Here is a 26,547-nt window from a genome sequence, read left to right on the forward strand (position 1 = left end):
CTCAGAGGAGCCATAAAATAATTGTCGCTACAAGCACGGCCGTAGAGAAGTTATGGCCGCGTTTGTCGTATCGCGTTGCGACGGCGCGGAAGTCTTTTAATCGGTTGATCGCGCGTTCGACGACGTTGCGACCCTTGTACGCTTCGGCGTCGAATCGTGGAGGCGAGCCGCCGCGACGCCCTTTGCGCAGCCGGCTGTTCTGCGCATCAAGTCGTTCGGGGCACACGCAGCGGATGCCCCGCTGTTGGATCTGCCGCCGATAATGCCGGGCACCGTAAGCACGATCGACACGCAAGCATGTCGGGCGTTTGCGTGGCCGGCCTCGCCCTGGTCGAGGTACGGAAATGGCGTCAAGGACGGGGCCGATGTTCGCCGCGTCGCTGCATTGCCCGGCCGTGACGATGAAGGACAATGGCAGACCGTTTCCATCCACGCAGAGATGGATCTTGCTGGTGAGGCCACCACGAGAATGCCCCAGCCACTCGTCAATTACATCCCCCTTTTTTCTGCGGAAGGAAGTGTCTTTCGAGCGCCAGCGGCACTTCGCTGAGCTTTCACGTGGGTCGCATCAAGCGCGGCTCCGTCCCAGTCGATGCGGCCGGATGCATCCGCGGCCGCCTGCATGATCTTGAGTAGACGTTGCCATGTGCCGTTGCGCGACCAGCGCACAAACCTGTCGTAACAGGTCTGCCAAGGACCGTAGCGGGGCGGGATGTCGCGCCAAGGCGCGCCAGTCCTCAACCGCCACACGATCCCATTAATCACGTGTCTGTGCCCGACATAAGCATGACCGTGATGTGGATTGGGCGGCAAATGTGGCTCCAACCGCCGCCATTGCTGTTCAGTTAGGTCAGTTCGGCTCATCGCCGTCTGACCAACCAAACAAAATTTCGTTCCCTCAGTCAGACAGACCCTAGCGGTCGACGGGCCGGTGCTGCAGTTCGGCGACCTGTACAACATCCCTGTGACCGGTGGGGTATTCAAATCGGAAGGAGCGGTGATCGCGCTGGATGCCAACGGCGTGCCGACCTCGATCGAGGTCAGCGAGAAGGCGGCCGTGGCGTCAGCGGCTACCGGCGCGGCGCAGTCGGCGGCGAGTTCGCTGGCGGCGCTGCCCGCGCAGGTTGCTGCGGCGCGCCTGGCCAGGACCCAAGCCGCCACCAGCCAGGTGAATGCGGACAACGCGCTCGTGGCCGCGCAGGCTGCGGTACCAACCGCAGGCAGCACGGCGGCCGCCACCGCGCAGGCGACATACCTGAACGCCACGACAGCACTCGCCACCGCCAAGGCGAATGCGAGCGCCGCCGGCCAGTTGGGTGACTTGGCAGCTCAGCAAGCGATCGCCGCTCAGCAAGCGGCCGTCGCCGACGCCGAGGCGAAGCTCGGGGTAGCCCAAGCGAATGCCGCGGTCGCTCCGGCAATCAACGCGATGTCAGCGAACACCAGTCTCCTCAATGCCCAGGCTGCGCAGATCAACGCGCAGGTCGCGGTGACGAAGGCACAGGCGGCGTTGCAGCAGTAGTCGCGCGACCTCGCCTCGTCGCCGTGGCAGCCACCTGCAGTAGCTGCAGTCGGTGAGCGATTGCGCCCCTACCCGAAGTTCCGGTGTGGTGGCGCCGCCTGTCCCGTCCGGCCGCGATGTTCGACCGGACTCAGGCCGTAGGCATTCGCCTTCGTCGAATGGGGTTGGTCGAAGCCTGGAACTGGAGAGCAATCTACGCGAAGATATCGATGGCAAACGAAGGCGAATTAAAAGCAACATGTATCATTGCCGAGGTGAACTATGTTTCATTTGGCATTACGAGACCAAGCGCGCTTGCCTAATGACCGAGCACTCCAGACCGCTAAATTTATTCAACCCGACATTACATTTTCTAATATCGATAATACATTGTGCTCACGTGCATGTAGCTCGGTCTGGAATACGTCACGACGGGTTCTATGCACTTGCCATACCACCTGGGCTAATATCGAAACAAGGCCGCAGTGCGCAAACGGTCGTGTTCCGCTTAACGTGCTTGGGCCAGTCCGGCCTCGATCAACAGCAGGCGCCACGCAGCGTAATCAATCTGCGCATGGGTCTTCGAATCAAGAGAGGCAAGCCAGCGGCGTACGGCACGCCCATCTTTCATTCCGACGAGGGCTGCGACCTGATCGGCGGTGAGATCTAGCAGCTCAATTACCGCACGCACGTCGGCGGGAGTCGGCGCACAATAACCCGGATCGTTGTATGCCAAAAGCGTACTCGACGCTGGCAGGGTCACTTCTGACACTCCACCACAGCAAGCGTCTCGAGAACACCGTGAGAGCCTCCGGTCAATGGGAAGTCAACGACAGTCTTCGCAATAACCTGCACGAAATACTCGCGCATGTAGGCGCAGCGAATGTCCAATTTTTTCTGGCCAGTGCCGGATGCGGAATCGATTACCCTATGCAAGCTAAATGACGGAGCAGCTACCGTTAAACGATCACCGTCGTCGAGCGAGCCCCACGCCGACATACGTTTGTATTCACGTTCATACGAAGGGCCTGCCCGAGACGAGAAGCACGTACGAACATACATCATTTTTTCAAACCTGACCGCGTTCGCAACCGGTTCAAGAATCTTTTGTTCGGTATAGGATTTCATTGTTGTAGTCATCGCGCCTCCTCAATATCCTTAAACTGAATGGGATTTGGTTACATATTTGTGTCTCGACAGTAACATCTTTACAGGAATTTCCCCGTTCAGTCTGCGTTTGGATTGATGTCTGCCAAAGGTCTACTTTGGTGCTCCACAGTCTGCAGGCCGACAGACACTGACGAGCCAACAGTGTCATCGAGAGCCACATAATGCAGCGCCATCTGCGCCTTGTACCGCTCAAGTAATAAGGGCTCGTTAGCGAGGATTCGACGTGCCACCATCGTCAAGCAGCTGATGTCATGGCCCGCGACGCCTTGCAGTTCTCCGCCGCACAGCAAGCAAAATGCTTTCTCCCCGTCCTGATCGCACAAGCCGTGAGCAACCCGCTCCACGCAAGTGCGCCAGCCCTCCGGGGCCAGTTCGAGGTAACGCATATGGAACACGGCAGCGGCTGCCGCAACGGAGCGATAAGCGAGCATATCCATAACATTCTCCTGACGAACACCCGCAGAGGTAGCTGGGCATAAGCCATGCTAGGTCTACTTAACCTAATTTCTTTTGATCAAAGTCATGTCTTTTCGACCTGCGAAAGGAATCGCGTTCTGGCGCCTTCGCGCCGCCGTGATGATTCGTGTGCTGGACATTTTCGACGACAGCAGCTCCTTGAGCCGACGCAAACCAGACCATGCAGCTCAAGCTAACGTAACGTATCGATAACGTAATTCATAACGTTACAACGGAGGGCGCATGGGACGCCAAGCATTGGTAACGCTCGACCACATCAAAGCCGCAGTAGCAGCCCTGCAAGCCGAGGGCAGGAACGTATCTTCCAGAGCTGTGCGGGAGAAACTTGGCAACGTCGGCAGCATGGGGACGATCAACAAGTTACTCCAACAATGTGCAGGCGATAAAGTGGAAACGCCCAGCAGCTTGCGCCAATTGCCACCTGAGGTGCAATACGCAATCCTGGATTTCGCGGATCATCAAGCCAACGACGTCCGCCAGCAAATTGCCGACGAGCTCATGCAATGCAAGCGGGAGATGGACGATCTCGCAGAAGCCAATGAACAATTGACGGTCATGATCGACGATTTGCGAGAACAGATCGTCCGCGCCATGTCAGATAAGGCGAACATCGAAGGACAGGTGAAGCAGCTTGCGGAGGAACTAACCGGATCGCGCAACGAAATCGCAGCGGAGCGCCGGGCTGCCGAGGCAACTCGTGTTGAACTGATCAAGTTACAGATGCGCACTGAGGTGTTAGCGCCTTTGGAGAGCGAGCTGCGCGATGCGCGGGCCGAGTGCGAAGCACAGCGCAGGACAAGCGCGCGCTTCGAACAAGCCGCAGCCGTCCTGGAAGCACAGCGGCTAGCGCTCGAAAACCATGTTCAATTTCTCGACAGGAAGGCTGAAGATGCGCAGGACACCAGGCAGCAACTTGCCGAAAAGCTCGAGACGATGTCGATGCTACTTGACAGAGAAAAAGACGCGCGAGCAATCGCCGAACGTGAGCTGGCGGTCGTCTCTGCAACGCAGGCCGAGCGGAAGGTAGCTGGTAACACAACGCGGAAAGGAACGGACAGCAAACAACACAATAATCCGCTGACGCAGGACTGAACGCCGAATACGTTTTGTAGATGCGTCACCGCCACCAGATGATAAAGCTGCGAGCTGTGTCAGTAGCATAGCCCTCGGCCATTGACCTGCCACACTTGACGTAGTGGACAATACGCTAACTTTATACGAGATGCGTAAATCTTGACACACAGGTCTCAAGGCATAAATTGCCGTACGGATCCTCCAGCGCATCCCGACAACCTCGGCCCGGTGGCTATTTCGACTGGAAACGGCAAGTCATCATGCAAACCGAATTCATGCTTCTGGCGATCTACAACAAGCCACGGATGAACCTGAAGGAAGTTTGCGAAGCCATCGGTATGTCGATGAAAACCGCCTACAACCAGCGGTCTGCGAACACGTTCCCGATCCCGATGTCGGGCGATCCCCTGCATGCCGATATCCGTGATGTGGCGGCATACCTGGACAAGCTACGCACCCCGACCGTAGCCGCATAAGCGCCACGCCAGCGCTTGCTGGTCGTCGATCGACACACGGCCTGACGCCTTCTGGCGTTGCTACATCTGGACGTCTTAATCAAACTCGACGGCGCACCCAGACCACAGGGGCACCGGGAAAAAACTCGGTGCTACAAAATTGCTACAGCCCCGCCCCGGCTTCCTCTGTAAACCCCTCTTCCTCGGTCCAGTCCATCATGGGGGCAACCGACAGCCTGCGGCCCGTTGCCTGGACACCTGGATTAGCTTGCTTGTGATCGTTCACGTTACGTCGGGCTCGAAAAAGGGACAGACATTATACGTGTCCGCCACGCACGCCGCTCACCCCGCCGCTTTCCTTGCCTCCAGCCACGCTTCCATGTCGCCCACGGACAACGGCTTCGCAAGATAACTGTCGTGGCAGGCGGTCCGACAGGAAGTCCAGAACCACACGCACGCGCGGCGGCTGGTAGCGGTGCGGCAGCCAGATCGCGAACGCCTGGTGCCCGAACACCGGCCGCGGCTCCCACTCGGGCAAGAGCCGCACCGCGCGGCCGGCATCCAGGTCGTCCGCCACGACATAGTGCGGCAACAGCGCGACGCCGAGCCCGGCCAGCATGAGCGCGCGCAGGCTGTCGCTGTTATTCACCGACACGTTGCCGCGCACGGCCACGGCGAGGTCGTCGTCGGCACGGCGAAAATGCCCGGCGCGCGCGTGCTCGCCTTCGCCGTAGCGCAGGCACACCACGCCGGCCAGGTCACGGGGGTGCGCGAGCACGGGCGCGGCATGCGCCGCCGCGCACAGCAGATAGCGCGTGGTCAGCAGGCGGCGCGCCACCACGTCGCCGGGCAGCGACCGCGTCAGGCGGATCGCCAGGTCGTAACCCTCCTGGGCCAGGTCGACGGGACGGTCCAGCAGCACGAGTCGCACGTCGAGACGCGGATGGGTGGCCAGCAGCTCGGGCAGCAGCGGCACGATGCAGCGCTGGCCGAACGTGATCGGCGCGCTCATGCGCACGGTGCCGCCGGCGTCGCCGTGCAGGCTGTCGATCTCGCGGCCGGCACCCTCGCACAGCGCCACGGCTTCCCGGGCGCGCTCGACCATCACTTGCCCCGCTTCGGTGAGACTGATGCTGCGGGTGGTCCGCCGCAGCAATTGCGCGCCGCACAGCGTTTCCAGCCGCGCCACCTGCTTGCTGACGGCCGACTTCGTCAGCCCCAGCGAGCGCGCCGCGGCCGAAAAGCCGCCCATGTCGACGACGCGCGCGAACACGGCCATGCATGCCATCCGCTCGGTCAGGCGATCACCCATGATTGTCCACCTCAGGAAACAGTCTGTAACAGGAATGCAGATTGTATCCCGAGCGACCCTTCGCAATACTGCAGCCATTCCCTGTTCAGAAAGGATGGTCATGAAAGCAATCGAACTGCAGGCATTCGGACTCGACGGCTTGCGCATGGTGGACGCGTGCGAACCGGATCCGCCGCCGGGCCACGTCACCCTCCGCCTCCACGCGGCCGCCCTCAACTTCCGCGACTTGGAAATCCTCGAAGGCCGCTACGGCATGCCCGTGCGCCTGCCCTGCATGCCGTTGTCGGACGCGGTCGGCACAGTGACCCGGATCGGGCCGGGCGTCACCGAATGGCGGGAAGGCGACCGGGTCAATCCGCTGTTCTTCCCCGACTGGATCGACGGCCCGTTCCACCCGTGCTATTTCGCACGTCAGCTGGGCGGCAACCACCCGGGCGTGCTGCGCCAGGCGATGACGGCGCCGGCCAATGCCATCGTCCGTGCGCCGCGCCATCTCGGGGACGAGGCCGCCACGCTGTCCGTCGCCGCGCTCACCGCCTGGGCGGCGCTCACGGATGCCGCGCTGCAGCCGGGCCAGACGATCGTGGCCATCGGCAGCGGCGGCGTCGCGCTGTTCGCCCTGCAGTTTGCGCGAATGTTCGGCGTGCGGGCGATCGCCGTCACGTCGTCGGCGCACAAGATCCCGCAGTTGCTCGCGGCCGGGGCGACCACTGCGGTCGACAGCCGCGCGCATCCCGACTGGGGCATGGAAGTCATGCGGCTGACGGAGGGCGTCGGTGCGCACCTCGTGCTGGAAACCGGAGGCAGTGCGACGTTTTCCGAATCGGTCCGCGCGCTGGCGCCGGGCGCGACGATGGCGATGATCGGATATGTGTCCGGGCCGCTGCTGGAGATGGACCTGCGCCAGGTGTTCATCGCCAAACGCGCGCGCCTGCACGGCCACACGGTGGGTAATGCGCGCCAGTTCGATGCCATGAACCGCGCCCTGGAGGCGCATGGGATCGTGCCGCTGGTCGACAGCGTGCATCCGTTCATCGATGCCGCCGCGGCCTATCGCCGGCTCGCGTCCGGCACCAGCGTCGGCAAGGTCCTGGTCAAGCTGGATTGACCAGGACGCTTACTGGTCGCCGCGGTTGATGGGAAAGCAGAAGGCGGCGATCACGAGCACGATGACCAGGAACCAGGTCACCCGATCCAGCCAGTCCATGATGGGTCCGAAACAAAAGAAGGCCGGCGCGGGAGCGCCGGCGGAACGGGATCAGACTATCTTACTTGCCCGGCTGGTACAACTGGTCGAACGTGCCGCCATCCGCGAAGTGGGTCTTCTGCGCCTTGGTCCAGCCGCCGAACACGTCGTTGATGGTGAACAGGTTCACTTTCGGGAACTGCGCCGCGTATTTCGCGCCGATCGCGGCGTTGATCGGGCGGTAGTAATTCTTCGCGATGATGTCCTGCCCTTCATCCGTGTACAGGAATTGCAGGTAGGCGTCCGCCACCTTGCGGGTGCCGCGCTTGTCGACGACCTTGTCGACGACGGCGACCGGCGGCTCGGCGAGGATGCTCGCCTTCGGCGCGACGATTTCGAATTTATCCGGGCCCAGTTCCTTGATGGCCAGGATCGCTTCGTTTTCCCAGGCGATCAGCACGTCGCCGATGCCGCGTTCGACGAAGGTCGTCGTCGCGCCACGGGCGCCGGAATCCAGCACCGGCACGTTCTTGAACAGCTTGGCCACGTAGTCGCGCGCCTTCGCTTCATTGCCGCCCGGCTGTTTCAGGGCGTTGCCCCACGCTGCCAGGTAATTCCAGCGCGCGCCGCCGGACGTCTTCGGGTTCGGGGTGATGACTTGCACGCCCGGCTTGATCAGGTCGTTCCAGTCGTGGATGCCTTTCGGGTTGCCCTTGCGGACCAGGAACACGATGGTCGAGTTGTACGGCGAGCTGTTGTGCTGCAGGCGCTTCTGCCAATCCCTGGCGATCAGGCCGCGCTCGGCGATCTCGTCGATGTCCCAGGCGAGGGCCAGGGTAACGACGTCCGCCTGCAGGCCGTCGATCACGGAGCGGGCCTGCTTGCCCGAGCCGCCGTGCGACGCCTTGAAGGTGACGTTGTCGCCGGTCTGGGCCTTGTACCTGGCGGCGAAGGCTTTGCCGACGTCCTGGTACAGCTCGCGCGTCGGATCGTACGACACGTTCAGGAGAGTGATGTCGGCGGCGTGCACGGTCGGGGCCACCAGCGCGATGCCGACCAGGGCCTGGATCAGTTTTCTTGACAACATATGGAAGCTCTTTTTCGAAGGGTTCTGGAAGGCACAGGTTAAGCACACCCCCTCGAAAGACGAACGAATACTTTCGGTCTTGTATATCCGGTTTACTCATGACAGACCTGCCATACGTACAACAGTCAAAATGACAACATGAAACGCGCAAAAAATAATTTAAAAAAATTTCCGCTCGGCATTTAATGACGGCCGCTAAATGGTCGTCCTGTACTTGTGAGAGCGCGAGATGCGCAACCTCCCAACAGTATCCAAGCCATTAGGAGCCATATCATGCTGAGCCTTCACACCAACGCCGCTTCGCTTTCCGCACAAAATTCCCTGAGCCGCACCCAGACGTCGCTGTCGACCTCGATGACCCGCCTGTCGACCGGCTACCGCATCAACTCGGCAATGGACGACGCCGCCGGCCTGCAGATCGCGACCCGCCTGAAGTCCCAGACCAGCGGTATGGCCGTCGCCATGCGCAACACCCAGAACTCGATCTCCATGCTGCAGACCGCCGACGGCGCGCTGAGCGAAGTCAACAACATCCTGACCCGCATGAAAGACCTGGCTACCCAGGCCAAGGACGGTTCCTCGTCGGGCGCCGACATTACCGCCCTGCAGGGCGAGTACAACTCGCTGACCGACGAACTGTCGAACATCTTCAGCAACACCAAATTCGGCGGCACGGAGCTGCTGAAAATGGACGCTGCGGCTCCGACCAACGACGCGACCAACGGTAAACTGGGTCAATCCACCGGCATCGTCTTCCAGATCGGCGCCGCCAGCACAGAAACGATGTCGGCGCATTTCGATGGCGAACTGACCACTGCGACCGCCGCAATCGACACTGCCACCAAGAAGGCCGACACCACCAGCCTGTTCAAAGGTGACGGCACGGCAGCCGACGCTTCGACCGGCGATAATCTCACGGCCGGCGCAACGGACGCCATCAGCAACCTCGGTGCCGCCATCGACGCCGTCTCGGCCCTGCGTTCGAAACTGGGCGCAATCTCGAACCGCCTCGACCACGTCTACAATAACCTGTCGAACATCTCGAGCAACACGCAAGCCGCTACCGGCCGCATCATGGACGTCGACTTCGCGACCGAGTCGTCGAGCATGACCTCGAACCAGATGCTGATGCAAGCTGGTACCGCCATGCTGAAGCAGACCAACAGCATGTCGTCGATGGTCATGTCCCTGCTGCAGTAATCGCAGGGCCGGTGATGGCCACCCCGGGCTAGTCCAGCCGGAATCCGCAAGAGGCCAGCCACAAGCTGGCCTTTTCACTTTACACTGCCGAGATCATGGCCAGCCTATCCATCCCCGCCCTTCCGCCACCCGTCATCCCGGCGAGCGCGCCCGGCACCCTGCCGGCCACGCCGGTCGGCGCGGTCGCGGCCGCCGTCCCGGTCGCTTTGCTGCAGGCCGAGCTCGAGGCAATCCCGCTGCCGCTGCCCGCCGTGCAGCCGGCGCCCGCGCTGCCCGCCGGCGATGCCCTGCCCGATGCCGCGGCGATGCGTCCCGACCAGGTCGTGATGGCGCGCCAGCTGACCTGGCCGCGTCCGGACGGCGGTGCGCTCGCCACGTCATGGCGCGGGATGGTGCGCACCTACGGCACCCAACTCGTCACGCGCGCGGTGCAGGCGTCCCGGCAACAGTCGGGCCAGTCGCTGCCGGGCGCGCTGCTGCAGAGCGGGCTGGATGCGCGCGTGCTGCGCCAGGCCGATCTCGCGGCCCTGCCGCCCGACGCCTGGCGGTTCACCGTGCATGCGGGCGGACCGCAGGCACAGCACCTGCGCGTGATTGGGGAAGAGGAACAATCGCAAAAGCCGCAGCGCCGCCGGCGCCGTGCCGCGCTGCGGCTGGAACTGGTGCTGGCCGACGGCACCGTCGTCACGGTGCAGGCGGAGCCGCTGGCCGATGGGGTCATGCTCGAGGTGTGCACGCTCGACCCGGGCACCCTGCTGCACCTGCGCGCCCTGCAGCCGCAGCTGGAAGACGCCGTGCGCCGCGCGGGCCTGCGCGTGCTCGGCTGGACCTGGAACGACGCCCTGCCGGAAGGCCGGGTGCACGCGCGCCTGCCGTCGACCGAGGCGGCGGCCGCCCTCAGCTTGCCCGTGTTCCGCGCGATGGCGGAACTGGCGCTGCTGCTGCCGACGGAGGCCGGCGCCTGATCGGCGAGCTGGCGGGCACGGGGTGCCCACCCTACGGCTGATCGGCGAGCTGGCGGGCACGGGGTGCCCACGCGTAACGTCAGCCGACCGTGCCGATGATCGAGACTTCCCGGTTCTCGGGAATCTCGTTATACGACAGCACGTGCAGCCCCGGCGCGAACAGGCGCGCGTAGCGGGCCAGCAGCGGGCGGATCTGCGGCAACACCAGGAGCAGCGGCGGCGTATGATGCTGCTTCATCTGCTCGCGCGCCACCGGCATGTTCAGCTGCAGTTGCTGCAGCAGTTGCGGATCGATCGGATAGTTGTCCAGCACGACCTTGCCGCCGTTGTTCTGGCGCGCCTGGTTCAGGGAACCGAGCAGCATGTTTTCCAGCTCGCCCGACAGGTTAAACGCGGGCATGTCCTTCTTCTTGCCGTACAGGCCGGACACGATCTGGCGGCGCAGCGCGCAGCGCACCTCGGCCGCGAGCAGGATCGGATCCTTCGTCGTTTCCGAGCTGTCCAGCAAGGTCGTCGCGATCACGACGATGTCCTTCAGCGACACGTTCTCGGCCAGCAGCACACGGAACACGCGCAAGAGCTGCGTGTGCGTGAGCGCCTTGTCCAGCGCACCGGCCAGCTTCGGCGAGAGCGCGGTGAGGCGTTCCATCAACGCCGGCACGTCCTCGTGGCGGAACAGCTCCGCCATGTAGTCGCGCGCGACCTTGGACGTGTGCGTGGCGATCGCGCTCGGCACCTCGACGACCTGGTAGCCCTGCCCCAGCGCGTGCGCCTTCTGCTCCGGATCGATCCACGTGACGGCCATGCCGAACGCCGGTTCGATGCCGGGGATGCCGTCGATGTCGCCGTACACGTTCGGCGACGGGATCGCCATCAGGCATTCCGCCACGACCTCGCCCTCGGCCACGACGGTGCCGTTGATCGCGATCGCGTACTGGTTCGGGCGCAGGGTCAGGTCGTCGCGCACGCCGATCGGCGGCAGCAGGAGGCCCATCTGCTCGGACAGGCTCTGGCGCACGCCCTTGATCCGCTTCGTCAGCACCTCGCCCTGCGCCTTGTCGACCAGGTGCACGAGCTTGTAGCCGACCGTGATCGAGATCGGCTGCACGACGGGCAGCTGCTGCCAGTCGAGTTCCGGCACGCGGTCGTCGCGCAGCGCGGCCTCGATGGCGGCCACGCCCGATTCGTCCGGCGGCTTCACTTCTTCGCGCGCCAGCTTCCAGGCGACGTAGCCGATGGCCGCGGCGAACGCCATGAAGAACAGCGACGGCATGCCCGGCACCATGGCCAGGATCAGCATCACGCCGGCGGCCGAGTACAGGACGCTCGGATTGGCCAGCAGCTGGCCGCCGATCTGCTGTTCGAATTCGCCCGAATCGCTGATGCGGGTGACGAGGATCGCCGCCGCGGCAGACAGCAGCAGCGCCGGCACCTGGGCCACGAGGCCGTCGCCGATGGTCAGCAGCGCATACTGGCGGAAGGCGTCGCCGAACGACAGGTCGTGCATCACCGCGCCGATCGCGACGCCGCCGATCATGTTGATGAGCAGGATGAGGATCGACGCGATCGCATCGCCGCGCACGAACTTGGAGGCACCGTCCATCGCGCCGTAGAAGTCCGCTTCCGCCGCCACTTCCTTGCGGCGCACCTGCGCCTGTTCCTGGTTGACGAGGCCCGCGTTCAGGTCGGCGTCGATCGCCATCTGCTTGCCGGGCAGCGCGTCCAGCGTGAAGCGCGCGGACACTTCGGAGATACGTTCCGAACCCTTCGTCACGACGACGAAGTTGATGATCATGAGGATCACGAAGACGACGATACCGACGACGAAGTTACCGCCGATGACGACGTTGCCGAAGGCTTCGATCACGTGGCCCGCCGCGCCCGTGCCCTCGTGGCCGTGCAGCAGCACGACCCGCGTGGACGCCACGTTCAGCGCCAGGCGCAGCAGCGTGGTGCCGAGGATGACGGTCGGGAAGACCGAGAAGTCCAGCGGCCGCCTGGTCGAGACGGACGTCAGGATCACGATCAGCGCCAGCACGATGTTGAACGTGAACAGCACGTCCAGCACCGCGGGCGGCAGCGGCAGCATGATCATCGCCAGGAGCGTCAGCAGGAACGCCGGCGTGGCGATCTTCTGGCGGCGCAGCTCGAGCATCAAGCTGTTCAGGAAATTCATGTCGGGGATACCTCACTCAAAGCGGCCGGCACGGCCACGTCATTCGGGAACCGCGGGGCGGCCTGGCGCCGGCCCGCTCGGAAAGCATTCAATTGCAGCACGTAGTTCAGCACCTGCGACACCGCCTGGTACAGCGCGGCGGGAATCTGCTGCTGCACCTGGCTGGTGTTGTAGATGGCACGTGCCAGCGGCGGCAAGGCGATCGTCTCGATCTGGTGCTTGGCCGCGACGGAGCGGATGTACAGGGCCATCTCGTCGATGCCCTTCGCCACCACGAACGGCGCTTCCGCACGCTTGATGTCGTACTTCAGCGCGACCGCGTAGTGCTCGGGATTCACGATCACCACGTCGGCGGTCGGCACCGTCTTGTTCACGTTGCGGCGTGCCATCTGCTGCTGCAGCTGGCGGATGCGCGCACGGATCTCGGGCTTGCCCTCGGTGCTCTTGTATTCTTCCTTCACTTCCTGCTTGCTCATGCGCTGGCTGCGCGCGAACAGGAACGTCTGCAGCGGCACGTCGATCAGCGCGAACAGCACGAATACGGCGACGAGCGCCATCAGGCCGTCGAACATCATGCTTGCGCCGTGCAGCAGCGCGTCCGACAGCGGCATGCGCTGCAGGTTGACCCACGCCGACAGCGCCGAGCGCACGACGTGCACCAGCACCACGGCGAGCAGCGCCGCCTTGGCCACCGACGTCGCGAACGTCGTCCAGTGCTTGCCGGAGGCCAGGTTGCCCAGGTTTTTCACGGGCGAGAAGCGGTCGAACTTCGGCACCAGGTTGCTGGTCGAGACGGCCCAGCCGCCCGGCACGAGGCTCGCGGCGACGATCGCGAGCGGCACGGCGGCGAGCGGCAGCACCATCTTCACGAGCAGCACGGCGGCGCCGCCCCATACGACGGTCATCGCGTTTTCCATCGAGCCGGCCGCACCCAGCGGCGCGTACACGAGCCGGAACAGCGACCGGAACGACTCCAGGTAGTCCGGGAGCAGGAACGCGAACAGCTTCAGGCTCACCAGGATCCCGACCGCCGTGGCCAGGTCCTTCGAGCGGACGACGTGGCCCTGCTCGCGCGCCTTCTTGAGCTTCTGGGCTGACGCCTTTTCCGACTTGTCGCCGCCGGTATTGTCAGCCATGCGCCGCCCCCATCTGCTGCTGGAGCATCTCCAGCACCTGGTTCGTCATCTGCACGTAGTGTTCCGGGATGAAGCGCACGACCTGCACGAGCATCATCAGGCCGAACAGCGTCACCAGCGAAAAGCCCAGCGAGAACAGGTTCAGCGACGGCGCGACCCGGTTCAGGAAGCCGAACCCGATCTGCACGACCATCGTCGAAAACACGATCGGGAGCGCGAGCAGGATCGCGGCCGAGAACACCCAGCCCACGTTCAGCGCCACCGTCTCCAGCAGGAGACTCTTGTAGCCGCCGCCGACCGGCCACGCCTTGAAGCTCTGGCCCAGCACGCCCGCGAGCACGAGATGGCCGTCGACGGCGAAGAACACGAGGATTGCGACGAGGCCCAGCAGGCCCGAAATCACGTCCGACTGCTGGCCGTTCATGGGGTCGTTCATCTGCGCCATCGAAAAGCCCACCTGGCTCGAGACGAGGAAGCCGAGCATGTTCACGACGGCCATCGTCAGCTGCATGGCGAGGCCGATCACGCCGCCGATCACGGCCTGCTCGATCATCACGACGACGCCCGCCAGCGAGAACGGATCCGGCATGACGGCGCCTTTCGTCAGCGGCAGCATCAGGAACGCGAGCACCACGGACAGCAGCGCGCGCACCGGTACCGGCACCAGCGCGTCGCCGATGACGGGAGCCGTCGACAGCAGCGCCATGACGCGGCAGAACGGCCACCACAGCGCGCTGATGAACGGCAGCAGCAGGTGAGACACTTCCAGCATCAGCCGACCAGGGTCGCGGCGCGCTGGAACACGCTCACGCAATAGTCCATCAGTTTGCCGGTCATCCAGTGACCGGCGAGGATCAGGGCCACCAGTGTCACGAGGAGACGCGGCAGGAAGCTCAGCGTCTGCTCGTTGATCTGGGTGGCGGCCTGCACGAGGGCGACGATGACGCCGGCCACGAGGCCCGGCACCACCAGCACCATCACGAGCAGCATCACCAGCTGCAGGGCTTCGACGACGAAGTCGACGGCGATATCAGGAGTCATGGGAATGAATGCTAGATGCCGTGGATGCTGCCGACCAGCGTATTCACGGTCAGGGTCCAGCCATCGACGAGCACGAACAAGAGGAGCTTGAACGGCAGCGAGATGACGAGCGGCGAGAGCATCATCATGCCCATCGCCATCAGCACCGACGACACCACGAGGTCGATGATCAGGAACGGAATGAACAGCATGCAGCCGATCTGGAACGCGCTTTTCAACTCGGACAGCACGAACGCGGCCAGCTTCACGGTGAAACCGCGGTCCATCGGTTTCATCTCGGCCGGCTCGCCCGCCAGGTGCGCGATCTGGGCCAGCGCCGTCTTGCTCGTCTGGGCCAGCATGAAACGCGACAGCGGCACCTCGGCGATCTTGAGCGCCTGCTCCAGCGAGATCTTGTCCTTGTCGTACGGGACGAAGGCCTCGTTCCACACCTGCTCGCCGATGGGACGCATGACGAGCAGCGTGAGGATCAGGGCGACGCCGGTGATGATCCGGTTGGGCAGGCCCTGCTGCAGGCCCAGGGCCTGGCGCAGCAGCGACAGCACGATCACGAAGCGGGTGAAGCTGGTCATCATCATGACCATCACGGGCAGCAGCCCGAGGATGGTCATCAGGACCAGGATCTGCGACTTCACCGTGAGGCCGCTGGACGAGCCGGGGATCACGCCGGGCAGCACGTCCGGTGCGGCCCATGCGCCTGCGCTGGCCAGCAAAAGAACGGCGCCCGCGATGGCGGGCGCGTAGCGGCGCAAACCGGCGCCGCGGCGTTGCAACGTCATGACGCGATCAGGTCCAGGTTGAGGCCGTCCAGATCGATCACCTTCAGGCCGTACTGCTCGCCCGCGACGACCACTTCGGCGCGCCCGATGGCGGCGCCGTTGACCTTGATGACGAGCGGCTCGCCCGCCATGGCGTCGAGCGGCAGCACGCTGTCCGGGCCGATCGCCATCAGTTCCTGCAGCGAGATGCGGGCCGAACCCACTTCCAGCGTCAGCGTCACCGGGATGCGGCGCATCATCTGCGGCAGGCGCGGCGCGGCTTTCGGTGCCGCGGCCGCGCTTTGCTTGCCTTCTGCGGTTTCTTCCGCCAGCTCGTCGTCGATGAGGATGTCGTCACCAGCGAATTGATCGTTCAGGTTCATGTTGATTACTCGGCGTCTTCAAAAGAGGTTAAACACAGCTTGCCTTTGTGCTCGGCGACGGCGGCGGTAAACAACCGCGCCTCGTCGAGCAGGACGTCGGCCCGGCCCACGTTCACCGGAATCACGTCGCCCACCTTCAGGTCGAACAGTGCGCCCAGGGTGATTTCCTTGCTGACCAGGCGGCCGTCCAGTTTGACCTGGAGCCTGGTCGCAAGGGGCTCGGCCGGACCGCGCGCGCCGGCCGGGCGGCCAGTTTCCAGGCGCAGCGTGCCCAGGATCATGGCCATCAGCTGCTGGTCGGGCGCGATCCAGAACTGGCCGGTGTTGTCGTTGTTGTCACGGACCTGCACGCGGAGGGCCCAGTTGCTCTCGCCGGGCATTGCCGAAGGCACCACCGCATTGGCCTGAATGGGCCGCGGCGCCACCTCCATTGCCACATTGGCAGCGACGCGTGCATACAACAGATCGACCATTTGTTGCGTCAGTACGACGCCCAATCTTTCTTCGGTGGCCGTCACGCGCTCGGTTTGCGGGTCCCGCTGAGTTGCGCCGGCGCTACGTCCACCGTAGCGTCGCTCCAACAGTGTCAGTAATAAACCACGCTCGAAAGTCACCGCGACGGTGCCCAACGCACCCAATACGGCCATCCAGCGCAGGCTATTTTCTTGCGGCACGCGGCCGAATTCAACGGTTTCGAGACGCCATCCGGCCCAGTAACGGCGCGCGCTGCCCTGCAGGGCAGTGTCCAGGTCTTCCTGGAGACGCGCCGCAAACTGGGGCAGCAGGTGTACCGGACGCCCTAGAAGACAGGGGTCGAGCACTTGGTGCTGCAGGGTGGTGTCGGGGTTTGCAATCGGCATGGTCAAATTAAAAAAATGATAAGCAGAGATGCTTTCTTTTCATTCCTCTGGGCAACAATTATACCCGGGAAATTGTGTCACGCCATTTGATTTTCCCCTTTGAATTCGCCATTGCCCTACGGTAAGATGCGGTTACTGCGCTGGGGAAAACAAAAATCCACTCTGGGTATCGGACGAAACCGCTGCTATTCTCCTCGGTTCCGCGAGAGAAACCAAGCCACAGTATGACACTGAAAATTTAACAATTTTCTAAATGTCAACGGTTCTTGCAGAAAATGAAACAACCGTATGCGAAGCAAGATTGACTAAAAGTTACAACCCGCAAACTTAAGCATGGGAGCGATGAACACGATGGGAACTGAACTTGCCGGCCTGATCCGGGCCGACCTGGCAGCCCTCGCCAACGATGCCAACCGCCTCGCCAGCGTGGCGCCGGCGGCCAATGCCGGCCACCCCACCCTGGGCGATGGCACCGGCAACTTCTCCTTCGCGCAGAGCATGAAGAATGCCCTCGTCAGCGTGGACCAGGACCAGCAGGTGGCCAACCAGAAGATGGCCGACGTGGACAGCGGCAAGAGCGACGACCTGGTCGGCGCCATGCTGTCGTCGCAGCAGGCCAACCTGTCCTTCTCCATGCTGATGCAGGTCCGCAACAAGGTGATGGGCGCCGTGGACGAGCTGATGAAGCTGCCGGTGTAACGGGAACGAACCGATCGTGATTGCTACTCTCAAGTCCGCCTTCGGCGGCAAGCGCCTGGCCCTGCCGCCCGCGCTGACCAGGAACCTGACCCCGATGCTGGTGCTGGCCATCGGCATCACCGCGGCCGTCATGCTCTACATGTGGAACGACCAGGCCGGCTACAAACCGGTGTTCGGCGCCCACGAGAAAGTCGTCGCCAGCGACATGATGAGCGTGCTCGACGCCGAGCACGTGCCCTACCGCATCCACCCGGATTCGGGCCAGGTCATGGTGCCGACCGGCCAGCTGGGCAAGGTCCGCATGCTGCTGGCCGCCAAGGGCGTGACCGCGCAGCTGCCGGCCGGCCTGGAGCTGATGGACAAGAACGACCCGCTGGGCGTGTCGCAGTTCGTGCAGGACGTGCGCTTCCGCCGCGGCCTGGAAGGCGAGCTGGCGCAGTCGATCCAGACCCTGGACGCCATCGCCTCGGCACGCGTGCACCTGGCCATCGCCAAGTCCTCGTCGTTCGTCGCCAGCGACGGCGACAAGTCGTCCGCCTCCGTCGTGGTGGCGGTCAAGCCGGGGCACACGCTGTCGAACGAACAGATCGCCGCGATCGTCAACATGGTGTCGGGCAGCGTCGCGGGCCTGGCGCCGGCGCGCGTGTCGCTCGTCGACCAGAACGGCAACTACCTGTCGTCGCGCGTGGACCTGACCGAAGGCTTCGATGGCGCCGCCCAGGGCGATGCCGCCGCCAAGCGCTACCAGGATGAAGCGCGCGCCAACGTGGCCGGCCTGCTCGGCCCCGTGCTCGGCGCCGACAACTTCAAGGTCAGCGTGACGGCCGACGTCGACAACGACAAGATCGAGGAAACCCAGGAGAAATACGGCGCAGACCCGAAAGTCACCAGCGAAGCGATGCGCGAGGAGATGGAAAAGAGCCGCATGGCGCTGGGCGTGCCGGGCACGCTGTCGAACCGTCCGCCGGTCACCGCCAATCCGCCGGCCGATCCGAATGCCGCTGCCAACGGCGCCGCCGCGGACCCGAACGCCAAGGCGGACGACGGCAGCGCACGCAAGAACGCGACGACGCGCCAGTACGCCTATGACCGCGCCATCACGCAGATCAAGCGCTCGCGCGGCCGCCTGAAGAAGCTGTCGGTGGCGGTGGTGCTGAACAACGCCAGGGCCGCGACGCCGAAGACGGGCTGGACCCCGGCCGAGATCGCCAACATCGACAAGATCCTGCGCGGCGGCCTCGGCATCGACGCCACCCGCGGCGACGTGCTGACGGTGTCCGCGCTGTCGTTCCCGGCGCCGGTCGCGGTCGAGCCGTGGTACCAGGAGCGCGACAACATCGTCGACATGGTCCGCTACGGCATGTATGCGCTCGGCGCCCTGCTCGGCTGGCTGCTGGTCCTGCGTCCGCTGATGCGCATGCTGAACCAGCGCGTCGCACCGCAACAGGCGGCGGCAGCCGCCGCGCCGAACCTGGCGACCGTCCAGGCCGGTGCAAGCAACGCCCTGCCGGGTGCCGCGCACAGCGCCGGCGCGCTGCCGGCCCCGGGCGCCACCGCGGCGGCGGCCCTGCCGGACGACGCGGCGGCAGCATCGACCAGCGGCACGCTGCCGGTCCAGGCGCTGCTCGAGGAATACGATTTGCCTCCGGCCGGCTCGGCCGTGGATGTGATGGTCGATCACCTGAAAGTCCTGGCGGGCAAGGAGCCGGAGCGGGTGGCGGAAGTGGTCAAACAATGGGTGCAAAAGAAAAATGCCGGATCTGAACAATAACGACGTGCAGGAAGCAGTGCTGAGCCCGGTCGAACAGGCCGCAATCGTATTGCTGTCCATCGGTGAAGAACCGGCTGCGGCCGTTCTGCGCTGCCTCGAACGCGAGGAATTGATCGAACTGACCCAGGTGATGAGCCGCATGAGCGGCATCAAGGTCGACGCCGTGAAGAACTCGATCCAGAAGTTCTTCGACGACTACCGCCAGCAGAGCGGCCTGCACGGCGCTTCGCGCAGCTACCTGAAGCGTTCGCTCGACCTGGCCCTGGGCAGCGAGATCGCCAATTCCGTGCTCAACACGATCTACGGCGACGCCATCCGTCCGATGATGGCGCGCCTGCAGTACGCGTCGCCGAAGTGGCTGGCCGACTATATCGCCGCCGAACACGTGCAGATGCAGGCCGTGTTCCTCGCCTTCCTGCCGCCCGCGCTGGCCGGCCAGATCATCGATGCGCTGCCGGAAGGCAGCCGCGAGATGGTCCTGCTGAACCTGGCGCGCCTGGAAGAGATCGACCGCGACCTGCTCACCGAGCTGGAAGAGCTGGTGCAGCGCTGCCTGTCCGCGCTGGACACGCAGAGCGCCACCGTGGAAGGCGTGCGCCAGGCGGCGGACATCCTGAACCGCCTGCCGAACAACCGCGCCACGATGGTCGAGCTGCTGCGCGCGCACGATCCGGATGTCGTGTCGAAGATCGAGATGTCGATGTACGACTTCTTCATCCTGTCGAAACAGACCGAGCAGACGATCACCCGCCTGCTCGACGAGATCCCGCTGGAGCAGTGGGCGATCGCGCTCAAGGGTGCCGAACCCGCGCTGCGCGACGCGCTGCTCGGCGCGATGCCGAAGCGCCAGGCACAGAGCTTCGAGGACCTCATGAAGCGTTCCGGCCCGGTGCCGATGTCGCGCATCGTGCAGACGCGCCAGGAGATCATGGCGCAGGTCAAGGAGCTCGTCGACAACGGTGAGATCGAAGTCCAGCTGTTTGCCGAGGCGACTGCCGAATGAAGCAGTTCCGGCCTTATCACTTCCCGCCGCTGGCGCAGTTCATCGCCGCCGGCGCGGCCAAGGGCGCGCAATCGTCGTCCTCCGCCACGCCGACCGAGGACTGGCAGAGCGCGGTGGCCGATGGCTATCGCCAGGGCCAGCGCGAAGGCTATGAAGTCGGACTGGACGAAGGCCGTGCCGACGGCTATGACGCGGGCCATGCCGAGGGCGTGGAGCGCGGCATCGCCGAAGGCCGCCAGCAGGCGCTGGCCGAACTGGAGCAGATGGCCAAGCCGGTCGACGCCATGCTGCGCAGCCTGAAGAAGATGAAGACCGAATTCCGCAACGCCCAGCGCAAGGAAGTGGTGGACCTGGTCGGCAAGATCGCCCGCCAGGTGATCCGCGCCGAGCTGGCGCTGCAACCCGTGCAGATGCTGAACCTCGTCGACGAGGCGCTGGCCGCGATGCCGCCGACGCGCGACGAGGTGGAAGTGTTCATGAATCCGGAAGAACTCAAGCGCATCCAGGAACTCGATCCGAAGCGCGCCAAGAAGTGGAACCTGATGTCCGATCCCGCCCTGGACCTGGGCGAGTGCCGCGTGCGCGCGGGCGACCATGAAGTGGACGCCGGCTGCCAGAACCGCCTCGCCGCCTGCATGACGCAAGTCCGCGAAAGCCTGGACTCGGCCGCGAAGGAGGACGCCGAGTGAGCGCACTGGCCGAAACCCTGCGCGCACTCGAGATCAAGGCCCCGCCGGTCGCGACGCCCACCGGGCGCCTCGTCGCCGTGCAGGGCCTGCTGCTCGAAAGCGTGGGCTGCCGCCTGCACACGGGCCAGCGCTGCCGCGTCGAGACCGTCGACGGCTCGTGGCTCGACGCGCAGGTCGTGGGCTTCCGCGACAAGGTCACGTACCTGATGCCGTTCAAGCAGGCCGACGGCCTCGTGACCGGCGCGCGCGTGCTGCCGGCCACGGGCCCGTCCAGCATCCAGATCGGCCCGTCGTGGATGGGCCGCATGGTGAACGGCCTGGGCGAACCGATCGACGGCCGCGGCAAGCTGGGTGGAGAGGAAACCCTGTCGACGACGCCGCCGAAGGTCAACCCGCTGCGCAAGGCCCCGGTGGAAGAACCGCTGGACGTCGGCGTGCGCGCGATCAATTCGATGCTCACGCTCGGCAAGGGCCAGCGCGTCGGCCTGATGGCCGGCTCCGGCGTGGGTAAATCCGTGCTGCTCGGCCTGATCACGCGCCAGACCGTGGCCGACGTGATCGTCGTGGGCCTGATCGGCGAGCGTAACCGCGAGGTGCGCGAGTTCATCGAGAAGTCGCTCGGTCCGGAAGGCCTGAAGCGCGCCGTGGTGGTGGTCGCGCCGGCCGACGAAAGTCCCTTGATGCGCGTGATGGCGACGGAATTGTGCCACTCGATCGCGGCGCACTTCCGCGACCGCGGCCAGAACGTGCTGCTGCTGTGCGATTCGCTGACGCGCTACGCGATGGCGCTGCGCGAAGTGGCGCTGTCGCTGGGCGAGCCGCCGGCCACGCGCGGCTATCCGCCGTCGGTGTTCTCGAACCTGCCGCAGCTCGTCGAATCGGCCGGCAACGGCGAAAACGAACAGGGCAGCATGAGCGCCATCTACACCGTGCTGGCGGAAGGCGACGACCAGCAGGACCCGGTCGTCGACAGCGCCCGCGCGATCCTCGACGGCCACATCGTGCTGACGCGCGAACTGGCCGAACGCGGACACTACCCGGCGATCGACGTGGCGCAATCCATCAGCCGCTGCATGGCGCAGGTGGTGACGCCGGAACACGCCCAGGCGGCGCGCAAGCTGAAGGCCGCGCTGGCGAAGCATGCGCGCGTGCGCGACCTGATCCCGCTCGGCGCGTACCAGCCGGGCGCCGATCCGGAAACCGACCGCGCCGTGAAGCTGCATCCGCACATCGAGGCGTTCCTGTGCCAGGGCACGCGCGAAGACGCGCCGTTCGCGGACTGCGTCGACCAACTGAAAGCGATGATGGCATGAGCAAGCGCGAGACGATCACCAGCCTGGACACGCTCGTACGCGTGCGCAGCACCGAAGTGGAACGCATGCAGACGGCGCTGGCGAAGAAGGAGGCGACGCGTGCGCGCTACCAGGCCAGCGTGGAGCGCCTGACGGCGCTGGCGGAAGGCAGCGGCCCGTCGGGGCAGCCGGCCGGCGCACGCGCGCTGTCGCCGGCGCTGGCCATCAACTGCGGCAATTACAAGCAGGCCGTGTTCGCGCTGGCGGATACGCACCGGACCGACCTGCAGTTGCACGAGGCCGACATGGCCGTCGCGCAGAAGCATCTGGCCCAGGCCTGGACGCGGCGCGAGCTGCTGGGCAAGGTGCTGGAGCAGCACGAGGACGCGTATGCGCGTGCGCAGGAACGCACGCAGCGCAAACGCGAAGACGAGATCGCCACGCAGTCGTGGCTGGCAAAGAACGTATAAGCAGGAGAACCGATATGGCAACGAGCGCGATCACCGCCCCCACCTACGACCCGACCAGCACCGCCAAGGCCCTGGCCGACAAGTACATCGAGGGCTCGCAAAACCAGTTGACCACCCAGTCCAACAACGCGACCGCCACGGCCAAGGCCCTCACGACACTCGGCTCCGCGATCTCGGCCTTCCAGACCTCGCTTGCCAACCTGGCCGGCACCGGCAAGTCGGTGCTGGCCCAGAGCGCCACCCTCTCCGACACGACGATCGGCACTGCCACCGCCAATGCAAACGCTGCGGCCGGCGCCTACAGCCTGTTCGTGGAAACGGTGGCGACCAGCAGCCAGGTCTCGTACAACAGCCTCGCGGACGGCGCGGCGCTGGGCGGCAAGTTGACGATCAACCTCGCCAACGAAGGCGCGGGAACGAATACGGCCAATTTCGACGTGCAGCTGGACGCCAGCGCGGACACGAGCGGCGACGGCACCTTAAGCGTGCGCGAAATCGCGGCCGCCATCAACCGCGCCAGCGGCAACGCCGGCAAGGTGTCGGCCGGTATCGTCACGGTCGGCGGCGTCGCCCGCCTGATGCTGACGTCGAAGAACACCGGCGTCGCGAACACCATCTCGGTCGACGCCTCGAACGCCACCGACGCCGGCCTGCAGACGGGCTTCACGGCGCGCACCGTCGTCAAGAACGCCCAGGATGCCGTCGTCTGGCTCGGCGATCCCGCCGATCCTGCCAGCACCCGGATCCAGCAGGCATCGAACACGTTCACGAACATCGAAGGGGTTTCGTTCACCGCGGCCAAGGCCCAAGCGCCGGGCGCCACGCCGATCACGCTGGCGGTCGGCATGGACACGAGCGGTACCACGGCGAACGCGCAAGCCTTCATCGACGCCTACAACAAGCTCAAGAGCACGATCGACGGTCTGGTGTCGTCCGGCGACCCTGCCAACAACGTCGCCGCGGGCATCTTTGCCCACGACGCCGGCATCCGCGATCTACAGAACACCCTCGTCAACCTGCTTCGTCCGTCCGGCGCCACGTCGCTGGCCAGCTTCGGCATCACGGGGACCCGTGACGGCACGCTAACCCTGAAGGCAAGCGACTTGCAAAGCCGGCTGGCGATCGATCCGACTGGCCTCGACACGCTGATCGGCTCGAGCAGCGTCAGCGCGCCGACCGGTATCGCGGGTGCCATGAACAAGTACCTGAACCAGTGGAGCAACGCGGCCAGCGGCCAGATCCAGCAGCGTACCGACGCCATCACCAAGCTGCAGTCGGACCTGAGCAAGCGCCAGACGGACCTCGACGCCAAGTACGACGCGGCCTACCAGCGCTACCTGATGCAGTACACCACTCTGCAGACCCTGCAGGCTAGGATGCAACAAAATTCGTCGATGTTCAGCTCGCTGTTCAGCAGCGACTCCTCCAACTGAGAGATTCGAGATGTCTTATACCGAAGCCTACAGCAGCTATCACACCACCAACCTGGACGCGCAAACGTCGCGCGCCTCGCCGATCGAACTCGTCCTGGTGCTGACCGATGGCCTGCTCGACGAACTGGCGCGCGCCCGCGCCCACATCGTGGCCAAGCGCTACGAACAGCGCGCCCACAGCATCAACAAATGCGTCGACATCATCAACGGCCTGTCCAGCTCGCTCGATTTCGAGACCGGCGGCCAGGTCGTCGCCAACCTCGCCAACCTGTATGACTTCTGCGTCACGCACCTGCACGGCGCCGGCATCAAGCAGGACCCGGCGATGATCGACGAGGTCGTGCGCATCCTGACCACCATCCGCCAGGGCTGGGCCGGCGTACAGGCGCGCAATGGCTGACAGGACCGACCGGCTTGCACCGCTGGCGCTATTAGGCAATGCCCTGCAGGACGCCGCCGCGCGCCAGGACTGGGACCGGCTGGGCGAACAGGCCCGTGCCCTCTTCCCGGCCTTGAAGGCGCTCGCCGCACAGGGGCCGTGGACCGCCGGGGAACGCACCGCGCTGGAACGCGTGCGTGCCCAGCACGACACGGCCGCGCGCGACGTGGCCGCCGCCGCGCGCGCGCTCGAACCGCGCCTGGAAGAGATGCGCGCCAACAAGGACGGCTGGATCGCCTACGCGATGCACAGCGAAACAGAATCAGGCGCAAGCCAGGAATGACCATGATGCTCAACACCGCAACCCCGTCCACGTCGGCCCAGCCGGCCGCCAAGCAGGCGAATGCCCCGGCTGCCGCCAAGGATGCACCGACCGCGGCGGCAGCCACGCAATCCACGGCCGCAGGCACCGCGCCGGCGCAGGCGCCGGGCAAGACGTTCGCCCGCTGGCTCGGCCTGCAGAACGTCGCGGGCACACAGGCGCCGACCGACGCCGCAGCGGATCCGGCAGCGGACGCCGCCGCCGCGCAAGCGAGCGCGCCCACCGACGCCGCGACTGCCGCCGCGACCGACACTGCGCCGGCCGACGACGCCGCCACGCCGGACAATCCCCTGCTGGCCGCGATGACGATGCCGCTGATGCCGCTGTCGCCGCAACAGGTCACCCAGGCCGTGCAGGCTGCCCAGGGCGGCGCGCACACCGGCACGGACGAGACCGGCAAGGCCGACACGCCGGCGCAGCCGCTCGCAGTCTCGGGCCAGGAGGCCCGCCGCGCACCGGTGGCCCTGCCGCAGGCTGTGCTCGCGCAAGCCGCCCAGCAGGATGCGACCGCCGCCAACGTGCGCCTGGCCGTCCAGGGCAATGCCGCCAACGGCAACGCCGGTACCGGCGGCCAGGACGCCGCGACGGACGGGTCCGGTGCGCAGGGCGTCCAGCCGGGCGGCGCCACGGCCGCGCCGGTCGTGGGCGCCGTGACCTTGCCGGCTGCCCAGCCGGCCGCCGACACCGTCAAGCTGGCCGGTCCGCCGACCGCATGGCGCCAGACTCTGCAGGAAACGCTGGGCGACCGCCTGAATGTCCACGTCGCGGGCAACGTGCAGCAGGCCACGATCAGCATCGAGCCGCCCCAGCTGGGCCGCATCGACATTGCGATCCGCCACAGCGCCGGCATGCTGGAAGTGAACATCTCGGCCACCAACGGCGACGTGCTGCGCCAGCTGCAGACCGTCAGCGACAACCTGCGCAACGATTTGTCGCAGCGCCAGTACACGGAGGTCGCCGTGACGGTGACACCGGCACCCAGGAACCATGCGGCGCCGTTCGGCGACCCGCAGCAGCAGGGCCGCGGCCGCCAGCAAGGCCGCGACCAGGACAACGAGCCCGGCCGCGGTCTGGCCGAGGCCGGCAACCCCGCGTCCGTGTTCAATCTCGGCCGCGACTCGTAAGCAACGGACGAATCGAGAGCGCTTTCGGGCGCAAGTACCAACATGAGCAAAATGAAAATGATGATTGCCATCGCCAGCGCCGTGATCGTGAGCGCGGCCGGTGCGGGTGGCGCGGTCTGGTGGTTCATGCCCAAGCCCGCGGCAGCTGCCGGCGCGGCGAAAAAAGCGGAAGCGGAAAGGGCCAGGGAAGGCAAGCCGGTCAAGTACGTGACGCTGGACAAGGTCATCGTGATGCTGCGCCGCGGCCCGGACGACACCGACACCCACTACCTGTCGACCGACCTCGTCTTGTCGACGGAAGCGGAGAAGGAAAAGGAAACGAAGGAAAACCTGCCGCTGCTGCGCAGCCTGGCGGTGCGTACCCTGTCGGCCTACACGATGAAGGAAGCGGCCGGAATGACGGTGGAACAGTACGCGGAAGAACTGAACAAATCCTTCGACGCCAATTATGAGCATGAGCACACGGAAAAACCGTTCGTGCAAGTCATGATCGGCAAGCTGATCATCGAATAACCATCGGGGAC

The 26,547-nt window shown here is 65.1% G+C and carries 30 protein-coding genes; 17 read left to right on the forward strand and 13 right to left on the reverse strand.

The window, feature by feature from the left end; all coding sequences use genetic code 11:
* Position 1 precedes the first annotated feature (1 nt).
* A protein-coding gene (locus ACL58G_RS29440; protein WP_440964027.1) for an IS5 family transposase occupies positions 2–864 on the reverse strand; the annotation gives its coding sequence in 2 pieces (ribosomal slippage) (positions 2–495 and positions 495–864; 864 coding nt in all).
* Between the two features lie 67 nt (positions 865–931).
* Between ACL58G_RS29440 and ACL58G_RS29445 the strand changes: the two genes are divergently transcribed.
* The gene (locus ACL58G_RS29445; RefSeq protein ID WP_440964028.1) at positions 932–1,522 is read left to right on the forward strand and encodes a hypothetical protein; all 591 of its coding nucleotides are present in this window, start codon (positions 932–934) and stop codon (positions 1,520–1,522) included.
* Positions 1,523–2,009: 487 nt separating this feature from the next.
* Here ACL58G_RS29445 and ACL58G_RS29450 read toward each other — a convergent pair whose 3' ends face one another.
* The 3 genes from ACL58G_RS29450 to ACL58G_RS29460 all read right to left on the reverse strand — a co-directional run bounded on the left by ACL58G_RS29450 (position 2,010) and on the right by ACL58G_RS29460 (position 3,108).
* Entirely contained in the window at positions 2,010–2,264 is a 255-nt protein-coding gene (locus ACL58G_RS29450; protein WP_440964029.1) for a helix-turn-helix domain-containing protein, read from the reverse strand.
* A complete protein-coding gene (locus tag ACL58G_RS29455; protein ID WP_440964030.1) occupies positions 2,261–2,641 on the reverse strand; it encodes a hypothetical protein in 381 nt (126 codons plus the stop codon). The genes ACL58G_RS29450 and ACL58G_RS29455 overlap by 4 nt, the downstream gene beginning before the upstream one ends.
* 86 nt (positions 2,642–2,727) lie before the next feature.
* The gene (locus ACL58G_RS29460; RefSeq protein ID WP_440964031.1) at positions 2,728–3,108 is read right to left on the reverse strand and encodes a hypothetical protein; all 381 of its coding nucleotides are present in this window, start codon (positions 3,106–3,108) and stop codon (positions 2,728–2,730) included.
* Between the two features lie 262 nt (positions 3,109–3,370).
* On the opposite strand from ACL58G_RS29460, the gene ACL58G_RS29465 reads away from it, so the two are divergent.
* A complete protein-coding gene (locus ACL58G_RS29465) occupies positions 3,371–4,240 on the forward strand; it encodes a DNA-binding protein (protein ID WP_440964032.1) in 870 nt (289 codons plus the stop codon).
* Positions 4,241–4,482: 242 nt separating this feature from the next.
* Entirely contained in the window at positions 4,483–4,698 is a 216-nt protein-coding gene (locus ACL58G_RS29470) for a helix-turn-helix transcriptional regulator (RefSeq protein WP_440964033.1), read from the forward strand.
* Positions 4,699–4,993: 295 nt separating this feature from the next.
* Here ACL58G_RS29470 and ACL58G_RS29475 read toward each other — a convergent pair whose 3' ends face one another.
* Positions 4,994–5,989, reverse strand: a complete 996-nt coding sequence (locus ACL58G_RS29475; RefSeq protein WP_440964034.1) for a LysR family transcriptional regulator — start codon at positions 5,987–5,989, stop codon at positions 4,994–4,996.
* A 100-nt stretch (positions 5,990–6,089) separates the two neighbouring features.
* Here ACL58G_RS29475 and ACL58G_RS29480 point away from each other — a divergent pair, with 100 nt between their 5' ends.
* Positions 6,090–7,097: a zinc-dependent alcohol dehydrogenase family protein gene (locus ACL58G_RS29480; RefSeq protein ID WP_440964035.1), complete on the forward strand. Its 1,008-nt coding sequence runs from the start codon at positions 6,090–6,092 to the stop codon at positions 7,095–7,097.
* Between the two features lie 160 nt (positions 7,098–7,257).
* On the opposite strand, the gene ACL58G_RS29485 is transcribed toward ACL58G_RS29480, so the two are convergent.
* Positions 7,258–8,259, reverse strand: coding sequence for a sulfate ABC transporter substrate-binding protein (locus ACL58G_RS29485; RefSeq protein ID WP_413337876.1), 1,002 nt, complete (start codon positions 8,257–8,259; stop codon positions 7,258–7,260).
* A gap of 276 nt (positions 8,260–8,535) precedes the next feature.
* Between ACL58G_RS29485 and ACL58G_RS29490 the strand changes: the two genes are divergently transcribed.
* The gene (locus tag ACL58G_RS29490; RefSeq protein ID WP_440964036.1) at positions 8,536–9,462 is read left to right on the forward strand and encodes a flagellin N-terminal helical domain-containing protein; all 927 of its coding nucleotides are present in this window, start codon (positions 8,536–8,538) and stop codon (positions 9,460–9,462) included.
* Between the two features lie 95 nt (positions 9,463–9,557).
* On the forward strand, positions 9,558–10,427 hold the full coding sequence (locus ACL58G_RS29495; RefSeq protein WP_440964037.1) for a hypothetical protein: 870 nt from the start codon (positions 9,558–9,560) through the stop codon (positions 10,425–10,427).
* A gap of 79 nt (positions 10,428–10,506) precedes the next feature.
* On the opposite strand, the gene ACL58G_RS29500 is transcribed toward ACL58G_RS29495, so the two are convergent.
* The 7 genes from ACL58G_RS29500 to ACL58G_RS29530 are packed head-to-tail and all read right to left on the reverse strand — an operon-like array spanning position 10,507 to position 16,781.
* Positions 10,507–12,603 (reverse strand): flagellar biosynthesis protein FlhA, encoded by a 2,097-nt coding sequence (locus ACL58G_RS29500; RefSeq protein ID WP_440964038.1) that lies wholly within the window; start codon positions 12,601–12,603, stop codon positions 10,507–10,509.
* Positions 12,600–13,739 carry a flagellar type III secretion system protein FlhB gene (flhB, locus tag ACL58G_RS29505; RefSeq protein WP_440964039.1) on the reverse strand — a complete coding sequence of 380 codons (1,140 nt, stop codon included), beginning with the start codon at positions 13,737–13,739 and terminating at the stop codon, positions 12,600–12,602. The genes ACL58G_RS29500 and flhB overlap by 4 nt, the downstream gene beginning before the upstream one ends.
* Positions 13,732–14,511 (reverse strand): flagellar biosynthetic protein FliR, encoded by a 780-nt coding sequence (fliR, locus tag ACL58G_RS29510; protein ID WP_413341624.1) that lies wholly within the window; start codon positions 14,509–14,511, stop codon positions 13,732–13,734. Before fliR ends, flhB begins: the two co-directional genes overlap by 8 nt.
* A complete protein-coding gene (fliQ, locus tag ACL58G_RS29515) occupies positions 14,511–14,780 on the reverse strand; it encodes a flagellar biosynthesis protein FliQ (protein ID WP_036235061.1) in 270 nt (89 codons plus the stop codon). The genes fliR and fliQ overlap by 1 nt, the downstream gene beginning before the upstream one ends.
* Positions 14,781–14,791: 11 nt before the next feature.
* Entirely contained in the window at positions 14,792–15,559 is a 768-nt protein-coding gene (fliP, locus tag ACL58G_RS29520) for a flagellar type III secretion system pore protein FliP (protein ID WP_413387104.1), read from the reverse strand.
* Positions 15,556–15,921: a FliM/FliN family flagellar motor switch protein gene (locus ACL58G_RS29525; RefSeq protein ID WP_413341627.1), complete on the reverse strand. Its 366-nt coding sequence runs from the start codon at positions 15,919–15,921 to the stop codon at positions 15,556–15,558. The genes fliP and ACL58G_RS29525 overlap by 4 nt, the downstream gene beginning before the upstream one ends.
* 5 nt (positions 15,922–15,926) lie before the next feature.
* Positions 15,927–16,781 (reverse strand): FliM/FliN family flagellar motor switch protein, encoded by an 855-nt coding sequence (locus tag ACL58G_RS29530; RefSeq protein WP_413387103.1) that lies wholly within the window; start codon positions 16,779–16,781, stop codon positions 15,927–15,929.
* A 351-nt stretch (positions 16,782–17,132) separates the two neighbouring features.
* On the opposite strand from ACL58G_RS29530, the gene ACL58G_RS29535 reads away from it, so the two are divergent.
* From ACL58G_RS29535 to ACL58G_RS29585, 11 genes are read left to right on the forward strand one after another with little or no spacing between them, the layout of a single operon-like run.
* Complete coding sequence (locus tag ACL58G_RS29535) at positions 17,133–17,480, forward strand: flagellar hook-basal body complex protein FliE (protein WP_440964040.1); 348 nt, start codon at positions 17,133–17,135, stop codon at positions 17,478–17,480.
* 16 nt (positions 17,481–17,496) lie between these two features.
* Positions 17,497–19,251 carry a flagellar basal-body MS-ring/collar protein FliF gene (gene fliF / locus ACL58G_RS29540; protein WP_440964041.1) on the forward strand — a complete coding sequence of 585 codons (1,755 nt, stop codon included), beginning with the start codon at positions 17,497–17,499 and terminating at the stop codon, positions 19,249–19,251.
* Positions 19,232–20,254 (forward strand): flagellar motor switch protein FliG, encoded by a 1,023-nt coding sequence (locus tag ACL58G_RS29545; protein WP_413343258.1) that lies wholly within the window; start codon positions 19,232–19,234, stop codon positions 20,252–20,254. Before fliF ends, ACL58G_RS29545 begins: the two co-directional genes overlap by 20 nt.
* Entirely contained in the window at positions 20,251–20,943 is a 693-nt protein-coding gene (fliH, locus tag ACL58G_RS29550) for a flagellar assembly protein FliH (protein WP_413343260.1), read from the forward strand. Before ACL58G_RS29545 ends, fliH begins: the two co-directional genes overlap by 4 nt.
* The gene (gene fliI, locus ACL58G_RS29555) at positions 20,940–22,256 is read left to right on the forward strand and encodes a flagellar protein export ATPase FliI (RefSeq protein WP_440964042.1); all 1,317 of its coding nucleotides are present in this window, start codon (positions 20,940–20,942) and stop codon (positions 22,254–22,256) included. Before fliH ends, fliI begins: the two co-directional genes overlap by 4 nt.
* Positions 22,253–22,705, forward strand: a complete 453-nt coding sequence (fliJ, locus tag ACL58G_RS29560) for a flagellar export protein FliJ (protein ID WP_413387099.1) — start codon at positions 22,253–22,255, stop codon at positions 22,703–22,705. Before fliI ends, fliJ begins: the two co-directional genes overlap by 4 nt.
* Before the next feature lie 14 nt (positions 22,706–22,719).
* Positions 22,720–24,138: a flagellar filament capping protein FliD gene (fliD, locus tag ACL58G_RS29565; RefSeq protein WP_440964043.1), complete on the forward strand. Its 1,419-nt coding sequence runs from the start codon at positions 22,720–22,722 to the stop codon at positions 24,136–24,138.
* 10 nt (positions 24,139–24,148) lie between these two features.
* Complete coding sequence (gene fliS / locus ACL58G_RS29570) at positions 24,149–24,538, forward strand: flagellar export chaperone FliS (RefSeq protein WP_440964044.1); 390 nt, start codon at positions 24,149–24,151, stop codon at positions 24,536–24,538.
* Complete coding sequence (locus tag ACL58G_RS29575; RefSeq protein WP_440964045.1) at positions 24,531–24,860, forward strand: hypothetical protein; 330 nt, start codon at positions 24,531–24,533, stop codon at positions 24,858–24,860. Before fliS ends, ACL58G_RS29575 begins: the two co-directional genes overlap by 8 nt.
* 2 nt (positions 24,861–24,862) lie before the next feature.
* Positions 24,863–26,023, forward strand: a complete 1,161-nt coding sequence (locus ACL58G_RS29580) for a flagellar hook-length control protein FliK (RefSeq protein ID WP_440964046.1) — start codon at positions 24,863–24,865, stop codon at positions 26,021–26,023.
* A 51-nt stretch (positions 26,024–26,074) separates the two neighbouring features.
* On the forward strand, positions 26,075–26,536 hold the full coding sequence (locus ACL58G_RS29585) for a flagellar basal body-associated FliL family protein (protein WP_440964047.1): 462 nt from the start codon (positions 26,075–26,077) through the stop codon (positions 26,534–26,536).
* Positions 26,537–26,547: the final 11 nt, after the last annotated feature.

Source organism: Massilia sp. GER05 (assembly GCF_052056005.1).
Classification (GTDB): Bacteria; Pseudomonadota; Gammaproteobacteria; order Burkholderiales; family Burkholderiaceae_D; genus Telluria; species Telluria orientalis.